13 protein-coding genes are annotated in these 17,012 nt (G+C 45.1%); 8 read left to right on the top strand and 5 right to left on the bottom strand.

Translation table 11 applies throughout. The features are described 5' to 3' along the window. The first annotated feature begins 30 nt into the window (after positions 1–30). From CWO13_RS03795 to dsbD, 5 genes are all read left to right on the top strand, one after another. Positions 31–495, top strand: coding sequence for a TlpA family protein disulfide reductase (locus CWO13_RS03795; RefSeq protein ID WP_102433278.1), 465 nt, complete (start codon positions 31–33; stop codon positions 493–495). Beyond that, positions 495–989 (top strand): DUF4266 domain-containing protein, encoded by a 495-nt coding sequence (locus tag CWO13_RS03790; protein ID WP_108082556.1) that lies wholly within the window; start codon positions 495–497, stop codon positions 987–989. The genes CWO13_RS03795 and CWO13_RS03790 overlap by 1 nt, the downstream gene beginning before the upstream one ends. 70 nt (positions 990–1,059) lie before the next feature. Further along, positions 1,060–2,286 (top strand): DUF3570 domain-containing protein, encoded by a 1,227-nt coding sequence (locus tag CWO13_RS03785; RefSeq protein WP_108082555.1) that lies wholly within the window; start codon positions 1,060–1,062, stop codon positions 2,284–2,286. Beyond that, positions 2,276–3,235 carry an FAD:protein FMN transferase gene (locus CWO13_RS03780; protein WP_108082554.1) on the top strand — a complete coding sequence of 320 codons (960 nt, stop codon included), beginning with the start codon at positions 2,276–2,278 and terminating at the stop codon, positions 3,233–3,235. The genes CWO13_RS03785 and CWO13_RS03780 overlap by 11 nt, the downstream gene beginning before the upstream one ends. Then, a complete protein-coding gene (gene dsbD, locus CWO13_RS03775; protein ID WP_108082553.1) occupies positions 3,232–5,028 on the top strand; it encodes a protein-disulfide reductase DsbD in 1,797 nt (598 codons plus the stop codon). Before CWO13_RS03780 ends, dsbD begins: the two co-directional genes overlap by 4 nt. A 72-nt stretch (positions 5,029–5,100) precedes the next feature. On the opposite strand, the gene CWO13_RS03770 is transcribed toward dsbD, so the two are convergent. Next, on the bottom strand, positions 5,101–6,204 hold the full coding sequence (locus CWO13_RS03770; RefSeq protein ID WP_108082552.1) for a phosphotransferase: 1,104 nt from the start codon (positions 6,202–6,204) through the stop codon (positions 5,101–5,103). An 11-nt stretch (positions 6,205–6,215) separates the two neighbouring features. Then, entirely contained in the window at positions 6,216–6,500 is a 285-nt protein-coding gene (locus CWO13_RS03765) for a GNAT family N-acetyltransferase (protein WP_048658906.1), read from the bottom strand. Between the two features lie 274 nt (positions 6,501–6,774). Between CWO13_RS03765 and CWO13_RS03760 the strand changes: the two genes are divergently transcribed. Further along, on the top strand, positions 6,775–7,521 hold the full coding sequence (locus CWO13_RS03760) for a flagellar brake protein (protein WP_048663874.1): 747 nt from the start codon (positions 6,775–6,777) through the stop codon (positions 7,519–7,521). Between the two features lie 162 nt (positions 7,522–7,683). Here CWO13_RS03760 and CWO13_RS03755 read toward each other — a convergent pair whose 3' ends face one another. Beyond that, the gene (locus CWO13_RS03755) at positions 7,684–10,044 is read right to left on the bottom strand and encodes a Lon protease family protein (RefSeq protein WP_102433284.1); all 2,361 of its coding nucleotides are present in this window, start codon (positions 10,042–10,044) and stop codon (positions 7,684–7,686) included. A gap of 240 nt (positions 10,045–10,284) precedes the next feature. Here CWO13_RS03755 and CWO13_RS03750 point away from each other — a divergent pair, with 240 nt between their 5' ends. Both CWO13_RS03750 and CWO13_RS03745 read left to right on the top strand, forming a co-directional pair. Beyond that, positions 10,285–10,779, top strand: a complete 495-nt coding sequence (locus CWO13_RS03750; RefSeq protein ID WP_048663875.1) for a hypothetical protein — start codon at positions 10,285–10,287, stop codon at positions 10,777–10,779. Positions 10,780–10,791: 12 nt separating this feature from the next. Beyond that, complete coding sequence (locus CWO13_RS03745) at positions 10,792–12,420, top strand: ABC transporter ATP-binding protein (protein ID WP_108082551.1); 1,629 nt, start codon at positions 10,792–10,794, stop codon at positions 12,418–12,420. A gap of 321 nt (positions 12,421–12,741) precedes the next feature. Here the strand turns inward: CWO13_RS03745 and CWO13_RS03740 are convergent, their stop codons facing one another. Then, entirely contained in the window at positions 12,742–13,755 is a 1,014-nt protein-coding gene (locus tag CWO13_RS03740; protein ID WP_048660661.1) for a LacI family DNA-binding transcriptional regulator, read from the bottom strand. 97 nt (positions 13,756–13,852) lie between these two features. Beyond that, positions 13,853–16,951, bottom strand: a complete 3,099-nt coding sequence (locus CWO13_RS03735; RefSeq protein ID WP_108082550.1) for a GH116 family glycosyl hydrolase — start codon at positions 16,949–16,951, stop codon at positions 13,853–13,855. Positions 16,952–17,012: the final 61 nt, after the last annotated feature.

The raw sequence follows: 17,012 nt of genomic DNA, 5'->3' as shown, positions 1-17,012 counted from the left end.
AGATAAATTAAAAACAATATGGAGAAACACATGTTTACACGAGCCCTAGCGTTATTGGCGCTGTGCCTTTCTTTACCTGCATTGGCTTATCAAGAAGGCGATTCTTTATCGCAAGACGTTATCAAGAAACTGCAACTCAACAACGAGGAGCTCACCATTGTCGACTTCTTTGCTGAATGGTGCGTTTCTTGCCGAGAAGAGCTTCCAGAAGTAAACCAACTCTACAAAGAACTTAAAGGCACTGGCGTGACGTTCAAAGGCGTTGATGTCGATGAAGATGTTGAAGTTGGCCTTGAGTTTCAAAAGCGGCTCGGATTGGAATTCCCAGTAGTGAACGATCCAGAGCAAGCATTGATCGCTGAGTTTAAACCTATCGGTATGCCTGCACTTTATTACATCTACCAAGGCAAGGTTATCAAGATTCGCTTTGGTGCCATTAACCACATTGGCGACGTCATTACTGACGACCTCACCAAGATGGGAGTGCAACTGTAATGCTAATCAAAGCCTCCCTTATTGGGCTACTTGCTATTCCAATGACCGCCAACGCAGCTCTCGACCTTAGTGGTTTGGGAAAAAAGCCCGTTGAGCAGCAAGCCAGTAATAACAGCACTAACAGCGATGGTCCCATCGTAGAAGAAGAGATCATCTCCAGCACGGTTTACTCCAGTAGCGGCACGCACTCAAACCAAACCACCAAGAGCGCAACAAGACGCAACATCGACATGGTCACACCAAAGGCAAAGCAGCTGGTTATCAAAGAGAAAGCGCCAGAAGAGACTAACAAGCCTTCAGCGTTAGCGTTTGTCGATGAATTTCTTGGCATTGAGCCGGTAAAGCCTTGGGAGAAAGGAACGCTAGCTCAAAAAGAGATGAAACCGGGCGGTCCAGTACCGGAATTCGATGTGTTCTCCGAAAAAGTCTTCGCCTACAAACAAGGCTCTGTGGGTGGCAGCGGTGTTGGCGGTGGCGGATGTGGCTGTAACTAACCATTAAATCGACAAAAAACACTCAATCAATAAAAAATATTCAGTACTTCAAAAACAAAATAAGAACAAAATGAAAAAACTACCAATTACGCTGCTCAGTGCAGCGGCAGTGGCTAATGTGGCATTAGCTGAAGATCATGTCTCTGTTCATTACCTTAGCTATGAGGAATACGATGACAGAGTATCAGCCAATGACACCATGGTTTCGATTGAAAAAAGTATCGGCTTAGATTGGACCCTAAACGCAGAAATAAGCTACGACAGTGTTTCAGGTGCTTCTCCAGCTTGGGGCCCTACGACACCTCTAGGTTCGGATGCCGACAAGATAAATCGCGCCGTGAAAACTCAGCAAGCCCAGAATAAAACTAATGAGGTCATCCGTGCGGGTTACGATCCTCACCGTGACAGTTATGAGGTCCAGAAGGTCGGCCTAGAAGACACAAGAAAAGCACTCAGCTTGAGTGCCACCTACCGTGACAGGCTGCGTAATGAATGGACCTTTGGCGGTAACGTATCTCAAGAAGAAGACTACGAAAGCATTGGTATCAATGGTAAAGGCTTGATTTATGCTGATAGCGCTAAAAACCGTTCGTACAGCTTAGGGGGCTCTGCTCTTTTCGACCAAACTCAGGCATTTGGCAAATACGTTTTAGGCTCTTCTAACAGCCAGAGCTGGGAAGACATTTTCACAGGCAGCTTAGAAGCGGGGTTATCTCAAACCTTTACACCAAATCTGTACAGCATTTTTACCGCTTATGCAGGCTACCGTAGCGGTTACTTGAGCAACCACTATTTAACGGTTCTTCGCGAAGTCGATATTAACGACGATGGCAAAATCGATGATGACGAAGTGTTCTTGGGGCAAGACTCTAGACCCGATACCCGAGTCTCTGGCGGTATTAATCTTCAGGCCTTTTACTCTTTGTCAGACAGTATAAAAATCCGACCTCGATACAAATGGTTCATAGATGACTGGGGCGTGATGTCTCATCAGTTGGGCGGAAAATTATCTTGGCGTGTCAGTGAGTGGCTAACCCTTGCACCCGGTTATTTCTGGTATACGCAAGATGCGGCAGATTTCTATCGCGATCCTAGTAGCGCAGATCCTTCTTTTGCTTCGACAGGTTACGCGACTTCTGACCTTCGCCTAGGTAACTTCACCGCCAATGCTTATGAGCTTGGCGCGAGCGTTAAGGTCCATAAAACCGTGCGTTTAAATGCGCTTGCGGCTTACTACGAACAGAGCAACGGGTTTGAAGCACAGTGGTGGGCGATTGGAGCAACTTATGAATTCTAAACTGCCCTTTGTCCATCGCTTTCATGCCATGACAGTACCTTGCGAAGTACAGATCTTATCGCTTGATTTGACTCACTTTCCAAAGGCGTGCGCAAAAGACATCGCTGATGAGATAGAGCAGAACACACATCGATTAGAGGGCAAATATAACTTCTACAGCGATGATTCATGGCTAACGCGACATATTAATCAGCGCACAACCAGTGAAGTCGAACTCGATTCGGAGTCTGCGGAAGTTTTTGAGCATCTCGATCGATTAAGCCAACTGACATTTGACACATTTGATACCACCGTTGGCAGCATCAAGCATCTTTTAAAACAGAAGCCGAAGATGTCACACAGCCATGCGTTTCAAGCTCTCTCTTCCGCACTGGGCAAGCAGGCTTGGGAGCTAAAAGAGACAATGTTTCTAGAAGGGACAATCGTTCGACAAAGAAAAGTCGATCAACAAAAGACAAGGCTGCACGTTCCAGATTCACGCACCCGCTTCGATTTTGGTGGCGTCATCAAAGAGTACGCGGTCGATCAAGCAGTAAAGATAGGTAAGCGACTTGGTGCAACTTCAATGTTGGTGAATTTTGGCGGCGATATCTATGCATTGGGTACAAAGCCAGATGGTTCGCCATTTAACATTGCGGTTCTGGATCCAAGAGACAACAAGACACCTTTTTTTGCCATTCCGATTACCGACGCGGCGCTGACCACATCAGCCCACAGTGAACGTCAGATGCAGTTCGGCGATAGAACCACGTCTCATATTTTGTCGAAACAGGACGTGGAAAAGAAGATTTTGTCGGTTACTGCAATAGCTTCCTCCACTTTGGAAGCAGGTGTACTTAGCACTTCCTTGACGCTCAACCCAAACATTTCAGTGCCGGAAGAGAGCGCCGTTATTTACATCGACGATCAATTACACATTCACCAAAACACGGAGTTTTTGCATTCATGAAAAGCTATCTACTCATGTTAATTCTATTGTTTAGCAGCTTTTTGCATGCTCAAGACAACGAGTTTCTTCCGGTTGAAGAAGCCTTCCCCGTTACATGGGAAGCCACGGACCAAGGTGCGGTTATCCGCTTTGATACACACCCGGGGTACTATCTTTACCAATCTCGCTTCTCGTTTAAAGAAGAGTCCTCATTATCGACACTAGCTCCTCAATACTCTCTGCCAGGTGAAGAAAAACAAGACCCTAACTTCGGTAATGTAGTTGTCTTTCACGAACCGCTTACCGTTACCGTGCCTTACACAGGAAGTGGCAAGCTCACCGTGCGTTACCAAGGCTGTGCAGATAAAGGGCTTTGCTATCTGCCACAAAAGTTAGAGCTCGATCTACCTATGATCGAAGCCTTAGCTGCAGCCCAGATTGAGGAGCAATCAAACTCTCTGGTTCAAACCCTAGGTGAGATCAGTGAAGACACCAATGGCTTATCTTCGTTCCTATCCCAAGCCGGTAAGTTACAAGCGCTGCTTGTGTTCTTCTTGCTCGGTTTGGGCTTGTCCCTCACGCCATGTGTACTGCCGATGATTCCAATTTTAGCCAGTATCATCGGTGGCGAAAAAGCAATGACAGGTAAGAAAGGTGCGGCACTTTCTAGCTCTTATGTTCTGGGTATGGCAACCAGTTACGCGATGACTGGAATCCTAGTCACCACATTGGCAAAAGGGGTCAACCTGCAAGCCGCGATGCAACAACCTTGGTTGTTAAGTAGCTTTGCAGCGATTTTTGTTCTGCTTGCATTGGCAATGTTCGGCTTCTATGAACTTCAATTACCAGCCGCACTGCAGCAAAAACTCAACAACGGTTCAGACAAGTTGGGCGGTGGCAAGATCGCCAGCGTGTTCGCAATGGGCGCAATATCTGCCTTGGTTGTGTCACCTTGCGTCAGTGCCCCATTAGCAGGGGCATTGCTGTACGTTTCAACGACTCAAGATTGGATGTTTGGCGGAGCGACTTTGTTCGTTATGGCACTAGGTATGGGCGTTCCACTTATAGCGATTGGAGCGAGTGGTGGACGTCTGTTGCTAAGAAGTGGCGCGTGGATGGTATCCGTAAAACAAGTGTTTGGCGTGCTGCTATTGGCGGTCGCTATCGTGTTGTTAAGCCGCTTTATTGATCCTTCGATCATCATGATCTTATGGGCACTACTTACTATTGGAACAGGTGTCCATTTCGGCGCTTTAGAAGCGGCACAACCGGGCTGGGCGCGCACTCGCAAATTCTCCGCTCTGCTGCCACTGAGCTATGGCTTGATTCTGTTTGTGGGTTATTTCCTAGGAAATTCCGATCCTCTCAACCCGCTTGCAAACCGAGAATCAGCTCAACCTATTGCGGCTACTCCCTTTGAGAAAACAGACTCGATTGATCAGCTAAAGAAACAGATACAAACCGCTGCCAACGCTAAACAGAAAGTACTGGTCGACCTTTATGCGGATTGGTGTGTCTCTTGCAAAGTGATTGAAACAAATGTGTTCAATGACCAACAAGTGAGCCAAAAACTGAAAGAGTGGCAGGCCATAAAGCTTGATGTGACTGAAAGCTCACCAGAACAAATGGCATGGCTTAACGACAAAAATGTGTTCGGCCCACCCGCTATTTTCTTTTACTCCCCCGATAGTGGTGAAATAGAGCCTGCGCGTGTGATGGGAGATATTGATAAAGAAGGTTTCAATAACAAGCTCAAACTTGCTAATCAGCTTGTAGCAGCCCGCACAGCAGAGCCAGACAACCTGACAAACTAGACAATCACTCAATGACCTAAACGCCCAATCAATGATTGGGCGTTTTTATTTGGTTTACTTATTGCACCCCAGTTACTTGGCTTTTTCTAACGGTTGGATGACCATTTGAGTCAGCTGTTCAGTGTAAGAATTGATCTTCCAATGCTCAGGGCTCCAACCTTTCACGAAACGTTGGAAATCAGCCCATGCCACGTAAAACATTGGTCGCCATGCGGCTTCAACATCATCGAAAGAAAGGTGTGGCTGATAGTGCGCGAGTGCATCTTTCAAGTGTTGGAAGTAAATATCTAATACCTTTTGCTCGTACTCTTGGCAATCTTGCGGCCTAATTGCGCTGCTCATAAATAGAGCCACATCTTTCATCGCACAGCCGTGACCCACATATTGGAAATCGACGGCAGCGGCGTTTTCGCTCTCTAGATCAAAACAGAAGTTGGCTAGCTTAGCGTCACCATGGACCAAGGTTTGATATGGACACTCTTTTAATAAACGGTCGATGTGCTTAGCTTGATTCTTCAGTGGGACATCAGCCAAAGCATTCAGCTCATCGGGGCGAGTGTCTAGGTGCCAGTATGTACCGACTTGCCACAATGACGACGACTGTTCTTGATTGATATTGATGTGCTTTGCGTGAAAATTAGCGAGCCATTTAAGGCAAGCATCGCGTTGTTTTTGCTCTTCTCGTGTGTAACTAGATGCCTGATAGTCAGAAACAACAGGTACATCAAACTGAGAGGTTAACGGAAAACCTATATCTGCTAGGTCTTGCATCACGATAAGCCACTCATTCTCTTGTAGCTCACAATGCAGTCCAACAGGAACAGGACAACGATCGTCCCATTGTTGAGTGAAGGACTGATACCATGCCGTTTCCACTTGGTAAGAGTGAACTTTGCGTTGATGAGAGAGTTTAGTATTCCAGCCTTTAGGGTGTTCCGCTTTATCTGGCAGCGCGACATGTTTAACGATAACGCTGTTCATCGAAGCGCTATTATCTTTAGCAAAGACCAAGCGAACTAACTCGCCATACCCGCCCCACAGGCGTTGAATCACTTCGACATCAAATCCTTCATAACAACCCAACCAGGTCGCTATCTTTTGATAAAGCTCAGGCTGATTTTGACTTGAGCTCACTGTAGCTTGAGCTCGATTATTCGACGGTATTGATTGAGACATATTACTCGTTGTTATGCTTTATCGGATAGAAGATGTGACCACTGTGGCTGCCTATTCATGTAGTGAACCACATAACTACAAACCGGCACAATTTTGAAGCCCGCTTGTTCAATTTCAGGCAATACCGACTCCATCATCATCTTACCAAAGCCCTTGCCTTGCAGTTCATCAGGAATACGAGTCGACGTGATATGTAGTACATCTCCGTCCTTTTGATACTTAACAACCGCGAACTGGTTGGGTTCTAGCTCAACTGTGATCTGGTTCACTTCTTGATCCCATTTTACTGCCTGCATTCTCAACTCCTGCAAATAATGGATACGACAAACAATAAAAGTTTGAAGTATGAGTTCCTTGTAATAGACTAACGCAAGTGCATATAAATAAAACTAAGTACTTACAAACACAGTAAATAATTCAGTGCAATCGGCTTAATATAAAATCAGCAATGATAGAAGGTACTCTATAAATCTATGTGAGTACGTCTACCCAATCTAGCACGTAATAACCCCTTGTTAGCAAGTTACCAATATAACTAACAGACGCATGTTGGCGCATGGAGAACATATAATGAACGCACCCCTGAAGAAGCCTTTGGAGCATAATCAGGCACTTCAAGACCCTCGTAATCGCACTGTTTCCACTATCAATAGCACTGATGCGCTGGCCATGATTGAGCACGGCAGTGAACTGACATTAAATGTCTCGACTCCCGTTGGCACGAAGTTTCTCGCCACCACCAAGTTTATCGGTACGCACAGTGATAACTGTATTGTGGTTGAGGTTCCCGAGGTATCCAATGAAGATCTGAACTTTTTCTTTCAAGAAGGCTTTTGGATGACCGCTCGTGCGTATTCTCTGCGAGGTGAAGGGGCGCTTATCCACTTTAGAAGCCAAATTCACCATAGGATTGGCGAACCCTTTCCGATTTTAGTGCTATCTACACCAAGTACGATGCAAGTAACTCAACTGCGTAAAGAGACCCGATATGAAGTGAATCTAGCTTCAAGAATCATCTTCAACGACCAACGAGCAAACTGTGAGATAAGAGACTTATCGAAAAGTGGTTGTCGTTTTGTGACCTCACCGACTTCTCGCGCGATTCAGATTGCCGATCGAGTGTCGATTGAGATTACGCCTGAAAACTACAATGGCCCGCTGATTCCGCCATTGAGGGGCATCATTTGTAATCTGCAAAAATCGACGCACTACGCTCGATACGGTGTCGAATTTGATGATATTGGCCGAGCCAACGCTAAGCACTTGTTGGCAAAATTAAAGTTCGATGGCACCAAGCTCTGCTTACGAAACGGTTAACGCCTTTTAAGACGCGACTTTCTCCGAATACCGTAAGCTGACCAAAAACAAATGGCTCCTAGCGAGCCAAACCTCAACCAATAAAAAAGCCATCGACTCTAAACGATGGCTTTTGCGTTTTGGCTGCTATTTATTTGTTTAGCTATTAAACTTTGTATTTAGCTATTTACGCAGTGCGTTCAGTTTCGCTTGAGCGATACCAAAAATAGTATCAATTGGGTAGCTACCCTCATCACTTGCCTCACCTGCGGCTTTGCCTGTGAACAGCTCAATCGCTTCTGTTACATGGTCAATCGCCCAGATATTAAACTCGCCCTTTTCAACCGCTTTTACGATGTCGCTACGCAGCATCAGGTTGTGAACATTTGAACGCGGGATGATCACTCCTTGTTCGTTTGAACGCCCTTTGATTTCACACACATCAAAGAAACCTTCAATTTTCTCGTTTACACCACCAATGGGTTGAGACTCACCAAACTGGTTCATCGAACCCGTAATCGCAATATCTTGACGGTTTGGTTGCTTAGAAAATGCAGATACCACCGCACAGAACTCGGCCATACTCGCACTGTCACCATCGACGCCACCATACGACTGCTCGAAGGTAATGTTAGTAGTGAGTGGTACTTTGGCCGTTTTACCAAACACAGAAGAAAGGTAAGCCGACAAGATCATCACACCCTTCGAGTGAATACTGCCACCTAGGTCTACGTTTCTTTCAATATCAATCACTTCACCATCACCGTAAGCGGTGGTTGCCGTGATTCGGTTCGGCGCACCAAACATATGATCCGTCGTACTAAGTACAGAAAGCGCATTCACTTGCCCAACCGCCTGACCATCGACATGAATCAGCGTTGTGCCATTAGTAAAGGTTTCCATCACACTGTCTTGCAGTCGTCCAACACGCATCTGTTGGTTAGATAACGCTTGGTCGACGTGCGTTGCACGAATCAGGTTCGATTTTGAGCCTCTCGCAACGTAGTTTGACTCACGAAGCAGATTGGCAATGTGTGCCGAGTGCAGAGACAATTTACCTTGGTCACCCGCCTGACGAGAACTGTGCTCAATGATGCGAGCAATCGCTTTGCGGTCACAATGCAACATGTTGTTGTCATGTACGATGCTCGAAATAAAGCGCGCGTAATGCATTTCAGAATCGGGAGTGCGCTTCATCTCATCTTCAAAATCGGCTGTCACACGGAACAGTTCACCAAACTCCGCATCGTAATGTTGCAGCAGTTGGTAAGTTCGGTAATCACCAAACAGAATGATCTTAACGTCCAATGGAATCGGTTCAGGATCAAGCGATACTGCCCCCGTTAAGGTCACCTCTTTTTCTAATGAAGTGAAGCTTAATTGACGTGAACGTAGCGCTCGCTTCAAGCCTTCCCAAACGTACGGCTGCTCAAGCACCTTGACCGCATCCATCAACAATACGCCGCCGTTTGCTCTGTGCAAGCTACCTGCGCGAATCAAGGAGAAATCGGTAAATACGGTACCTTTAAAAGTCGCTGTTTCCACATGGCCAAACAGAGAGTGGTAATTTGGGTTTTCCTCTACCACGATCGGCATCGCCTCCTCCTTCTGGCTAACAATCACATTAACCTTGTAGCGACGCGGCATTTTCTTATCCAAAGAGGCCGTTGCAACTTCTGCTTGCTCTGTGCTCTCTTCTAAGAAGATGTCAGCGTTATCGACAATGTCTTTACGCAGTGCCGTTAGGTACTTCTTGATCTCTGGATATTGACTGTAATCCTGCTTTAACTGCTTGATAAAGTGAGTAATCACATCTCGCGCCGTATCATCATTTAGCTTTTGAATTTTCTCAGTGTACGTCTCTTCAAGTTCCGTTAATTCACGAGAAATGGTTCGCAGCCCGACTTCCAACCCATCAATGGTTTTATCAAATTGATCTTGTTCTTCCGGCGAAAGCAGATCAAAGCTCTCTTCGGTATGAAGATCATCGCCATTCATTGCCACAAATTGGTAATCACCCTGAGTGGTGATCGTCAGGTTAATGCCCTTGTCTTTCGCTTCTTGGCTAATGCTTTCTAACGCGGCTTGCTGCTTAGCTGCCAGTTGGTTTTTAAGCCTGTCAGCACGGCTAAAGTACATCTCGTTATCAAATGCTAGAGGCATACCTTTCAGCAATTTACGCATCAGCTTTTCAATGTCTTGCTTTAAGCTACTACCGACGCCTCTTGGTAACTTGAGTACCTTAGGTGTACGAATATCTTCAAAGTTCGCGATATAACACCAATCAAAAAGCTCCTGAACCTCTTGAGGGTGTCGGTTTAGATAGCGCAAGATCATGGTGCGTTTACCCAGACCATTTCGCCCTATCGCATAAATGTTGTAACCCTTTTCCTTGATTGACATCGCGAACTCAACGGCCTTTTGAGCACGTTCTTGCCCGACGATCTCGTCAATTGGAGCCAGTTCTTTGGTCGACTTACATGGTAACTTCTCGAGTTCTGCTACCTGATACAGCTGTTCTGTATTGAGTCTTTGCATCGCCATCGCCGCCTCCTTAGTCCTTCATTACTTAGGTGTAGATAAAATCAGTGTAGATGTAATTTCCTACAAATTTAGTGACTTACGCTACACAGCTGTTCAACTGAACAAATAACACACAATTTAAGTCATTTTTAGGAATAGCCCGTCATTTAATTCATCAACTTAACATGTGAATGATTTTAATTTGCAATTGATAATAAATATCATTAACATTTTCAGATATTATGAATTGAGGATGTGGATATGGAAATTGAACGATGCTGGATGCACTACCTAAAAGCTGAACAGTTAATGGAACAAGGTCACTGGCCTGAAGCACAGCGCCTGTATGGTGATGTTCTAACATCACTTCCTCATCACATACAAGATGCAGCATACCAAAGCGATATCAAGCCTTGCCAATTTGCCTGCCTGCTTGCCGGGTTGAGAGATGCGAGTGTTGCTCAATCTGAGATTCTCAACCGTTTAGGGCAGCACCAACAAGCCTTCGACACCTTGAATCAATCTTATGCACTGATGCAATTTATCTCGCTTGAAAGCACTGATCTGATTCAACGCACCTATGGGCTATTGGAAAAGCAGAGTGAAGACCTGCTCAATCACTTAATTGCTTTTTGCAGTGCTCAGCGCAGTTCGCATTGGATGCTCGAACTAGAACAAATTCAACGTGCTCATCACCATTTTGGGCAACTAAAAACAACGTCAGAAGTTCAATCTTCACCTAATGTCTTAAATTGATAAGGATATATCATGTCGGACCGGGCCATTCTTAAAGTTAATAACCTCTCCGTAAGTTTCAAAACCAATGATGGAATCATTGATGCGGTCAAAAAGATTAACTTTACCCTTAACTCAAGCGAAACCTTAGCCATTGTTGGTGAATCAGGTTCAGGTAAATCCGTCTCTTCCAACGCGCTGATGCGTTTGCTGCCTGATAACGCGATTATCGATGAACAATCAGATATCGAGTTTGAAGGTCAATCGATTCTTGGCAAAACTGAGCGAGAAATGCAGTCGATTCGTGGCGATAGAATCGGCATGATCTTTCAGGAGCCAATGACATCTTTGAATCCATACCTGCGTGTCGGCACTCAAGTGGCAGAAGCCATTATGTGTCACCGAAAGGTATCGAAATCAAAAGCAAAACAGCGTGTACTAGAGCTGTTCAATCTGGTGCATTTACCTATGCCAGAGCTGGCTTACACCAAGTATCCGCATGAGTTTTCAGGTGGTCAGTTACAGCGCATCATGATCGCAATGGCGCTGATCAATGAACCAGATATTCTGATTGCCGATGAACCCACAACCGCATTGGACGTAACGGTTCAGGCGGAAGTGCTTTCTCTTATCAAAGAGATTCAAGGCAAAATGGGCATGGCGATTTTGTTCATCACCCATGATCTCGGTGTAGTGAAGCACTTTGCCGACCGTGTTCTGGTGATGTGTAAAGGTGAACTGGTTGAAGAAGGGGTGACTCAAGCCTTATTCGAAAACCCAAGACACGACTACACACGCATGCTGATTAACTCCATTCCGAAAGGCGCTAAGGTTCCTGTTGAGGCATCCGCACCTGAACTGCTTTGTGCAGAAAATATTCGCGTGAAGTTCTTGATCAAATCTCACTTTATCCAAAGTAAGAACCAGTACTTCGAAGCAGTTAAAGGCATTTCGTTGAAGCTGAAACAAGGCGAAACCTTAGGCATTGTGGGCGAGTCTGGTTCCGGTAAATCGACCCTTGGACGAGCTTTGATCGGCTTGCTGCCAAGTAGCGGGCGTATTGTCTACAAAGGCCAAGACGTCAGCTTATTGACCGATAAAGAGCGTCACAAGCTTAAGAAAGATGTTCAGATGGTGTTCCAAGACCCTTATGGTTCTTTATCACCACGTATGACGGTTGGGGAAATCATCACCGAAGGCTTAACGGTACATCAACCTCATTTGTCAAAACAAGAACGTTTAGAAAGAGCGCGCAAAGCACTGATTGAGGTTCGCTTGGAGCCAAACTCAATTAACCGCTACCCGCACGAATTCTCAGGTGGACAAAGACAACGTATCGCGATTGCTCGCGCGTTGATTCTTGAACCTTCTTTCATTTTGCTGGATGAACCAACTTCGGCACTCGATCGCTCAGTACAACTGACCGTGATCGACCTACTGAAAGACATTCAAGCTAAGCACAATATCGGCTTCCTATTCATCAGCCACGATCTCTCGGTAGTGAAAGCTCTGTCGGATCGAGTGCTGGTGATGCAGAAGGGCGAAGTGATGGAAGAAGGGGCTGCAGAAGAGATTTTCAATGCGCCGAAAAACGACTACACCAAGAAACTGATCGCAGCGTCATTCGACTTAGAAAATAAATCGAAAAAAAATGCCGCATAGAGGGAACTAATCAACATTAACAGCGTCTTATAAATACATTCTGAATAATCTCGCTACTCAAAATAATTGGAGTTGCAGCTAGGCAACAAATAAGTTCAGCCCTATGAGCATAGGGGCTCTATGTGATTTGGGTGAACTTAGGCAGTTAACAACGCTGCGGCTTCAAGTATGAAGAGTAGAATGGGTTTCACTCTAGAATGGATATAGCAAAACTGGTTTGGCCGCCAAAAGAAAAATGTCGCATGGATGCGGCATTTTTCGTTTCTGAAAGGAAATAATTTATCTTTAAATCTCACTCCCTACGATTCAATCACTTCACAATTAACGATACAAAGACTTGGTTGACTCTCTGACGATTAAGTCAATCGGTGGCAGTCGAGCTTCATGTCGCTCGCCAGATAACAAGTTCAAAATCGACTGAGCACACACCTCTCCAATCTCTTCAATCGGCTGTCTCAGCGTCGTCAGGGCTGGCGTGAAATACTTAGACGTCGGCAAGTCATCAAATCCAATCACCGACACGTCTTCTGGAACTTTATAACCGTGATCGTGTAGCGCCTTAATCGCCCCGTAAGCGGTTTGGTCATTGGCTGCGAACAGAGCCGAAAAATGAACCTTTGACTCTATTAATTCAACGGTTTTCTCATAACCAGATTCACTACTGAAGTCACCCTGTTTGACGAGTTTTGGCATCACTTTTATACCCGCCTCTTGCAGCGCTTTCTTGTAGCCTTCAAAGCGGTTCCCCGCATCAGGTTGACTTGAAAGCCCTTTAATATGAGCGATATTCACATGCCCTTGTTGCAGTAAGTGCAGGGTCGCCATGTAGCCGCCCAGCACATTATCAATGTTGAGCGTGCGGATGTTGTCATCAATAATGTCGTACCCCACCGCCACGACCGGGATGTCTTGTGCATATTTGGCGATATCTTCTTTACTCACGCTTCCGGTCACAATGATCATGCCATCAACATTACTTTTCGCCAGATACTCCAGTGCATGTAATTCCAGTTTTTTCTGCCAATGTCCTGTCGCAATCACCAAAGAGTAACCTTGAGCAATCAAAGTTTTCTCCATGTCGTTGAGAATACGACTGGTGTAAGGGCTGTCAGGGTGTTGCACCAATACACCGATTGTCAATGAACGGCGATTGATGTTCTCTTGCATTTGAAAATTGGGTTTGTAGCCAGTGTCTTTGATTGCTTGCTCGATGTTCTGGCTTTTATCATCCGACACATAAGTGGTTCGATTAAGAAAACGAGAAACCGTGCTTGGGGAAACACCAGCGAGTCTCGCTACATCGTATACGGTTGTTTTTTTAGTTTTAGTGCGCATCTCGATACCCTAATCCAGTGACATTTGGGGAGCCCGAAAGCTCCCCACCTATTTCAACCTGCATACCACAGCTTTCGTTGAAACTCGTATCATTAAGTTAATACATGTAGGCGAAGATCATCCCCGGTCTGAAATAACGACCTGCGGTGTATTTCAACCCGGTGCTCAGTAGCCATTTGTGAAGAATCATGGCTTGTTCCGCTGAAATTTCGCCTTGCAACATACTAACAAATTTATCACTGTCTTTAGTCAGGTCAGGACTAACTCGACCGTCAGACAGCACACACTTTTGCAATTTAAGTGCAGTAAGCCACTTTTTCGCATCATTTTGTGACAATTTAAAAGACTCTGAAAGATCTTTCTCATCAAATGAGACTGAGCAATTGAACCCTTCTGGCGCGGCAAATGGAATTTTTGAATAGTCATACAGCGCGGTATACACGGTGTCCATCAATGTTTCTGCTTGCTGCGATTTGCCCGCTAAACTCAACGCTGTTGCGACACTAAATTGCACACCAATCCACACATCTTGTGCCTGAAAAGCCTCATATGGTGAACCATCTGCCAATGTCATATTCGCCACACCCAGCTTAGGGCTGTTGATCTCAAAGTTATGTTTATAAACATAGTCCAATGCGCGTTGAATACGCTCTTGCGGGAAAATGCCCTCCAAACCAATCAGCTTGAGATAGCTGTCTGCAAGCAGTGCATCACCAAAGCTGTTGTCTGAATCTGGTACTAGTTCTAGATATTCTTGAGTAAAGGCTTGAGGCGCGGTCTCACTCAGTAAGCGTTTCTTAGAGACTCTTTGAGATACCTTGCTGATGTTGATGGAGGTATCGGTCTCATTGAGATAGGCATTGAGCGTATTCTTGTCAGCAATCGTATCACCCGTCAAAGTCAGGCCTAAGGTTTCCAGGTTTTGGTAGCCTTCGCCCGTTAGATGCTTGGCTTGAACTGGCGTCACGAAGAAATGGTAGTAGCCTTCTTTCTCATCCCACAAGCTTTGCTCAACTGTTGCTAATGCCTTTTTCGAACGTGTTAGGTAATCCGAACCCAGATCGTTTTCGCCCATCAATTGTGCAAGTTCACTCGCAGCTTGAAGGCCAGCAACCCAAAGGCTCGCGCAGTAAATTGAAATACCATGAGAAGCCAGGTTATCAAAGGTATCGTCTGTGCCTCGGGTTAGCGGTAAATCATCGCCCTCAGCGACCAAGTTCGATAAGAAATCGATGCTCTCAGTCACAGCCTGCCAGCACTCTTTAACTACAGAAATATCTTGCGTGTTTTGATAGTGACGGTACACCATCAGAATGTATTTCGGTGCTAAGTCCTTCCACTCTTTCACGTTGTGCCAGCTGTACGCGTCAGGCTGGATGTCGAACGGGCTACCCAAGTCATGAATAACCGCACCTCGAATAGCACGCACGCCTTGGTACTTCTCATCGATCAATTCAGCATTCGGTGTTGCTTCATATTCCCAGTATCGGCGCTGAGTAAAGTCTTCGGCCAAAATGGCTTTCGAAAACTCTTTCATCACGCAGCCATCAAGCACCGGCAATAAATAAAGAAGCGAAAATGAGCCGTAGAAATACACATCCAGAGAGTTAAAAAACGGATAATCAACACACTCCTTCACCAGGAATTTGTCTTCTTTATCCCATACCGTTGATTCGGCTAGGAATGATAGTGAATTCATCGCCATCGTCGCATATCGAAGTGCCGATTCAGGCTGTGAAATTTTGCGTTGAGCTTGCTGTAGGAAGGCCGTTTGTTGTTCGACAATTCGTTGCTCAATCGCTTCTAGCTCTGGCAATACCTCTTCTAACATCGGCAGAGCAGGTTTCGCTTGCGGATAGAATTGCGTGTAGGCCTTCTCTGAACGCCAACCATTAAGCATGACTTTGCTGTGTGCCATCACCTGTGTAAAACGCAGATCAACAGACTCCCCCGGCTCCAACTCAACCTGAACCACAATCAATGCACTCAGAGCTTCACGCCCAGTGTAGATACCTGTTTGGAATTCAGCGTTTGTGCGGCCTGTTCTCAGTGCGAACTCTGTTTGCTCCGCTGCCTTAGAGGTATAAAGTGTTGGCTTCACAGACACCGATATCTTGCCAGATTCGGTCAGGTGGTTATTCGCTTGAACACCAAACACCACTTCACCTTCAATATCACTTTGATACGGGGACTGACTAGTGAGCTGGACACCCGTAAAACCGTGGTTTTCGCCGTTTACGCTAACCGCTTGATGCTGCTGGGCGATTGGATTTTGAGACAAGGTACACGCCGAATCTTGAATGCCATCGCGACCTTTGCGATAAGTTGAGCCAATCAAGTTTTGTAGCGGCTGAGCAAGCGTAACCACGCGTGTTTGCGCCGAATGATTGGTTAATTCGAAGTGATTCCAGTGCATCGGTAAAGAGCACAGGCGTTTGTCGTTTTTAACGATTGGAGAAACCACTTTACGTTTTATTTTAATGTCATCAAAACTGTTATATTTATATTCAGCTAATGGATACAAAGCTTGATATTCGATATCCTTACCGTTGACACTATCTATATCACTGCCATTGAGACTATCCATATCATTATTATCACCAGCAGTAAGTGATAATAACTTAACTGTATCATTTATTAATAAACCATTAAAGAAATCTAAGGCTACATATAATTGACAAATAATTGAAGATGAATCTGAGTCAATCAATAATAGAGTCTTATTTGAAAACTCAATGTTCCATTTTGTAAAGTTAGCTTTATTCTCTTGGTAGAAGCCACCATTTTTTAATGCCGAACGAATGTGGTTAATCGCATTCGACATGTCTGTATTATCAATCTTCTTACCATCGAACAAAGCAGGGTAAAAGTTCAGGTGAACGCCCAGATCTTGCTCATCAATGACTTGCAGCGTGTCGATGGTTGGCACATCCATCACTGAAGCATAAAAATCATTAAAATTAACAACTTGCTCTGAACAATCAACAAATATACCAGGGATAAAGCTAAAGTTTGGCGTGTTGCCATTTGGCGTCAGTGTAAATGTATTACCAATACCACCCACTGCCATGCCGGTATTTTCTGGTGTGGTAGAAATTGGCGTGTACCAAGGTTGAATAAATTCAACTGCATCACCTTTTTTGCAAAGGTGTTTTGAATTTCCTGAATAGCTTGTATATGGAATTTTATTATTCATTTTAAAACCGCCATTGAATATTTTTTTCTTCTTGTTAATATCTTTCAAAAATGGAGACATC

Origin of the sequence: Vibrio sp. ZF 223 (genome assembly GCF_003050585.1) — a bacterium.
In the GTDB taxonomy this organism is placed as follows: domain Bacteria; phylum Pseudomonadota; class Gammaproteobacteria; order Enterobacterales; family Vibrionaceae; genus Vibrio; species Vibrio crassostreae.
This window is presented reverse-complemented; position numbering and strand designations above follow the sequence as displayed.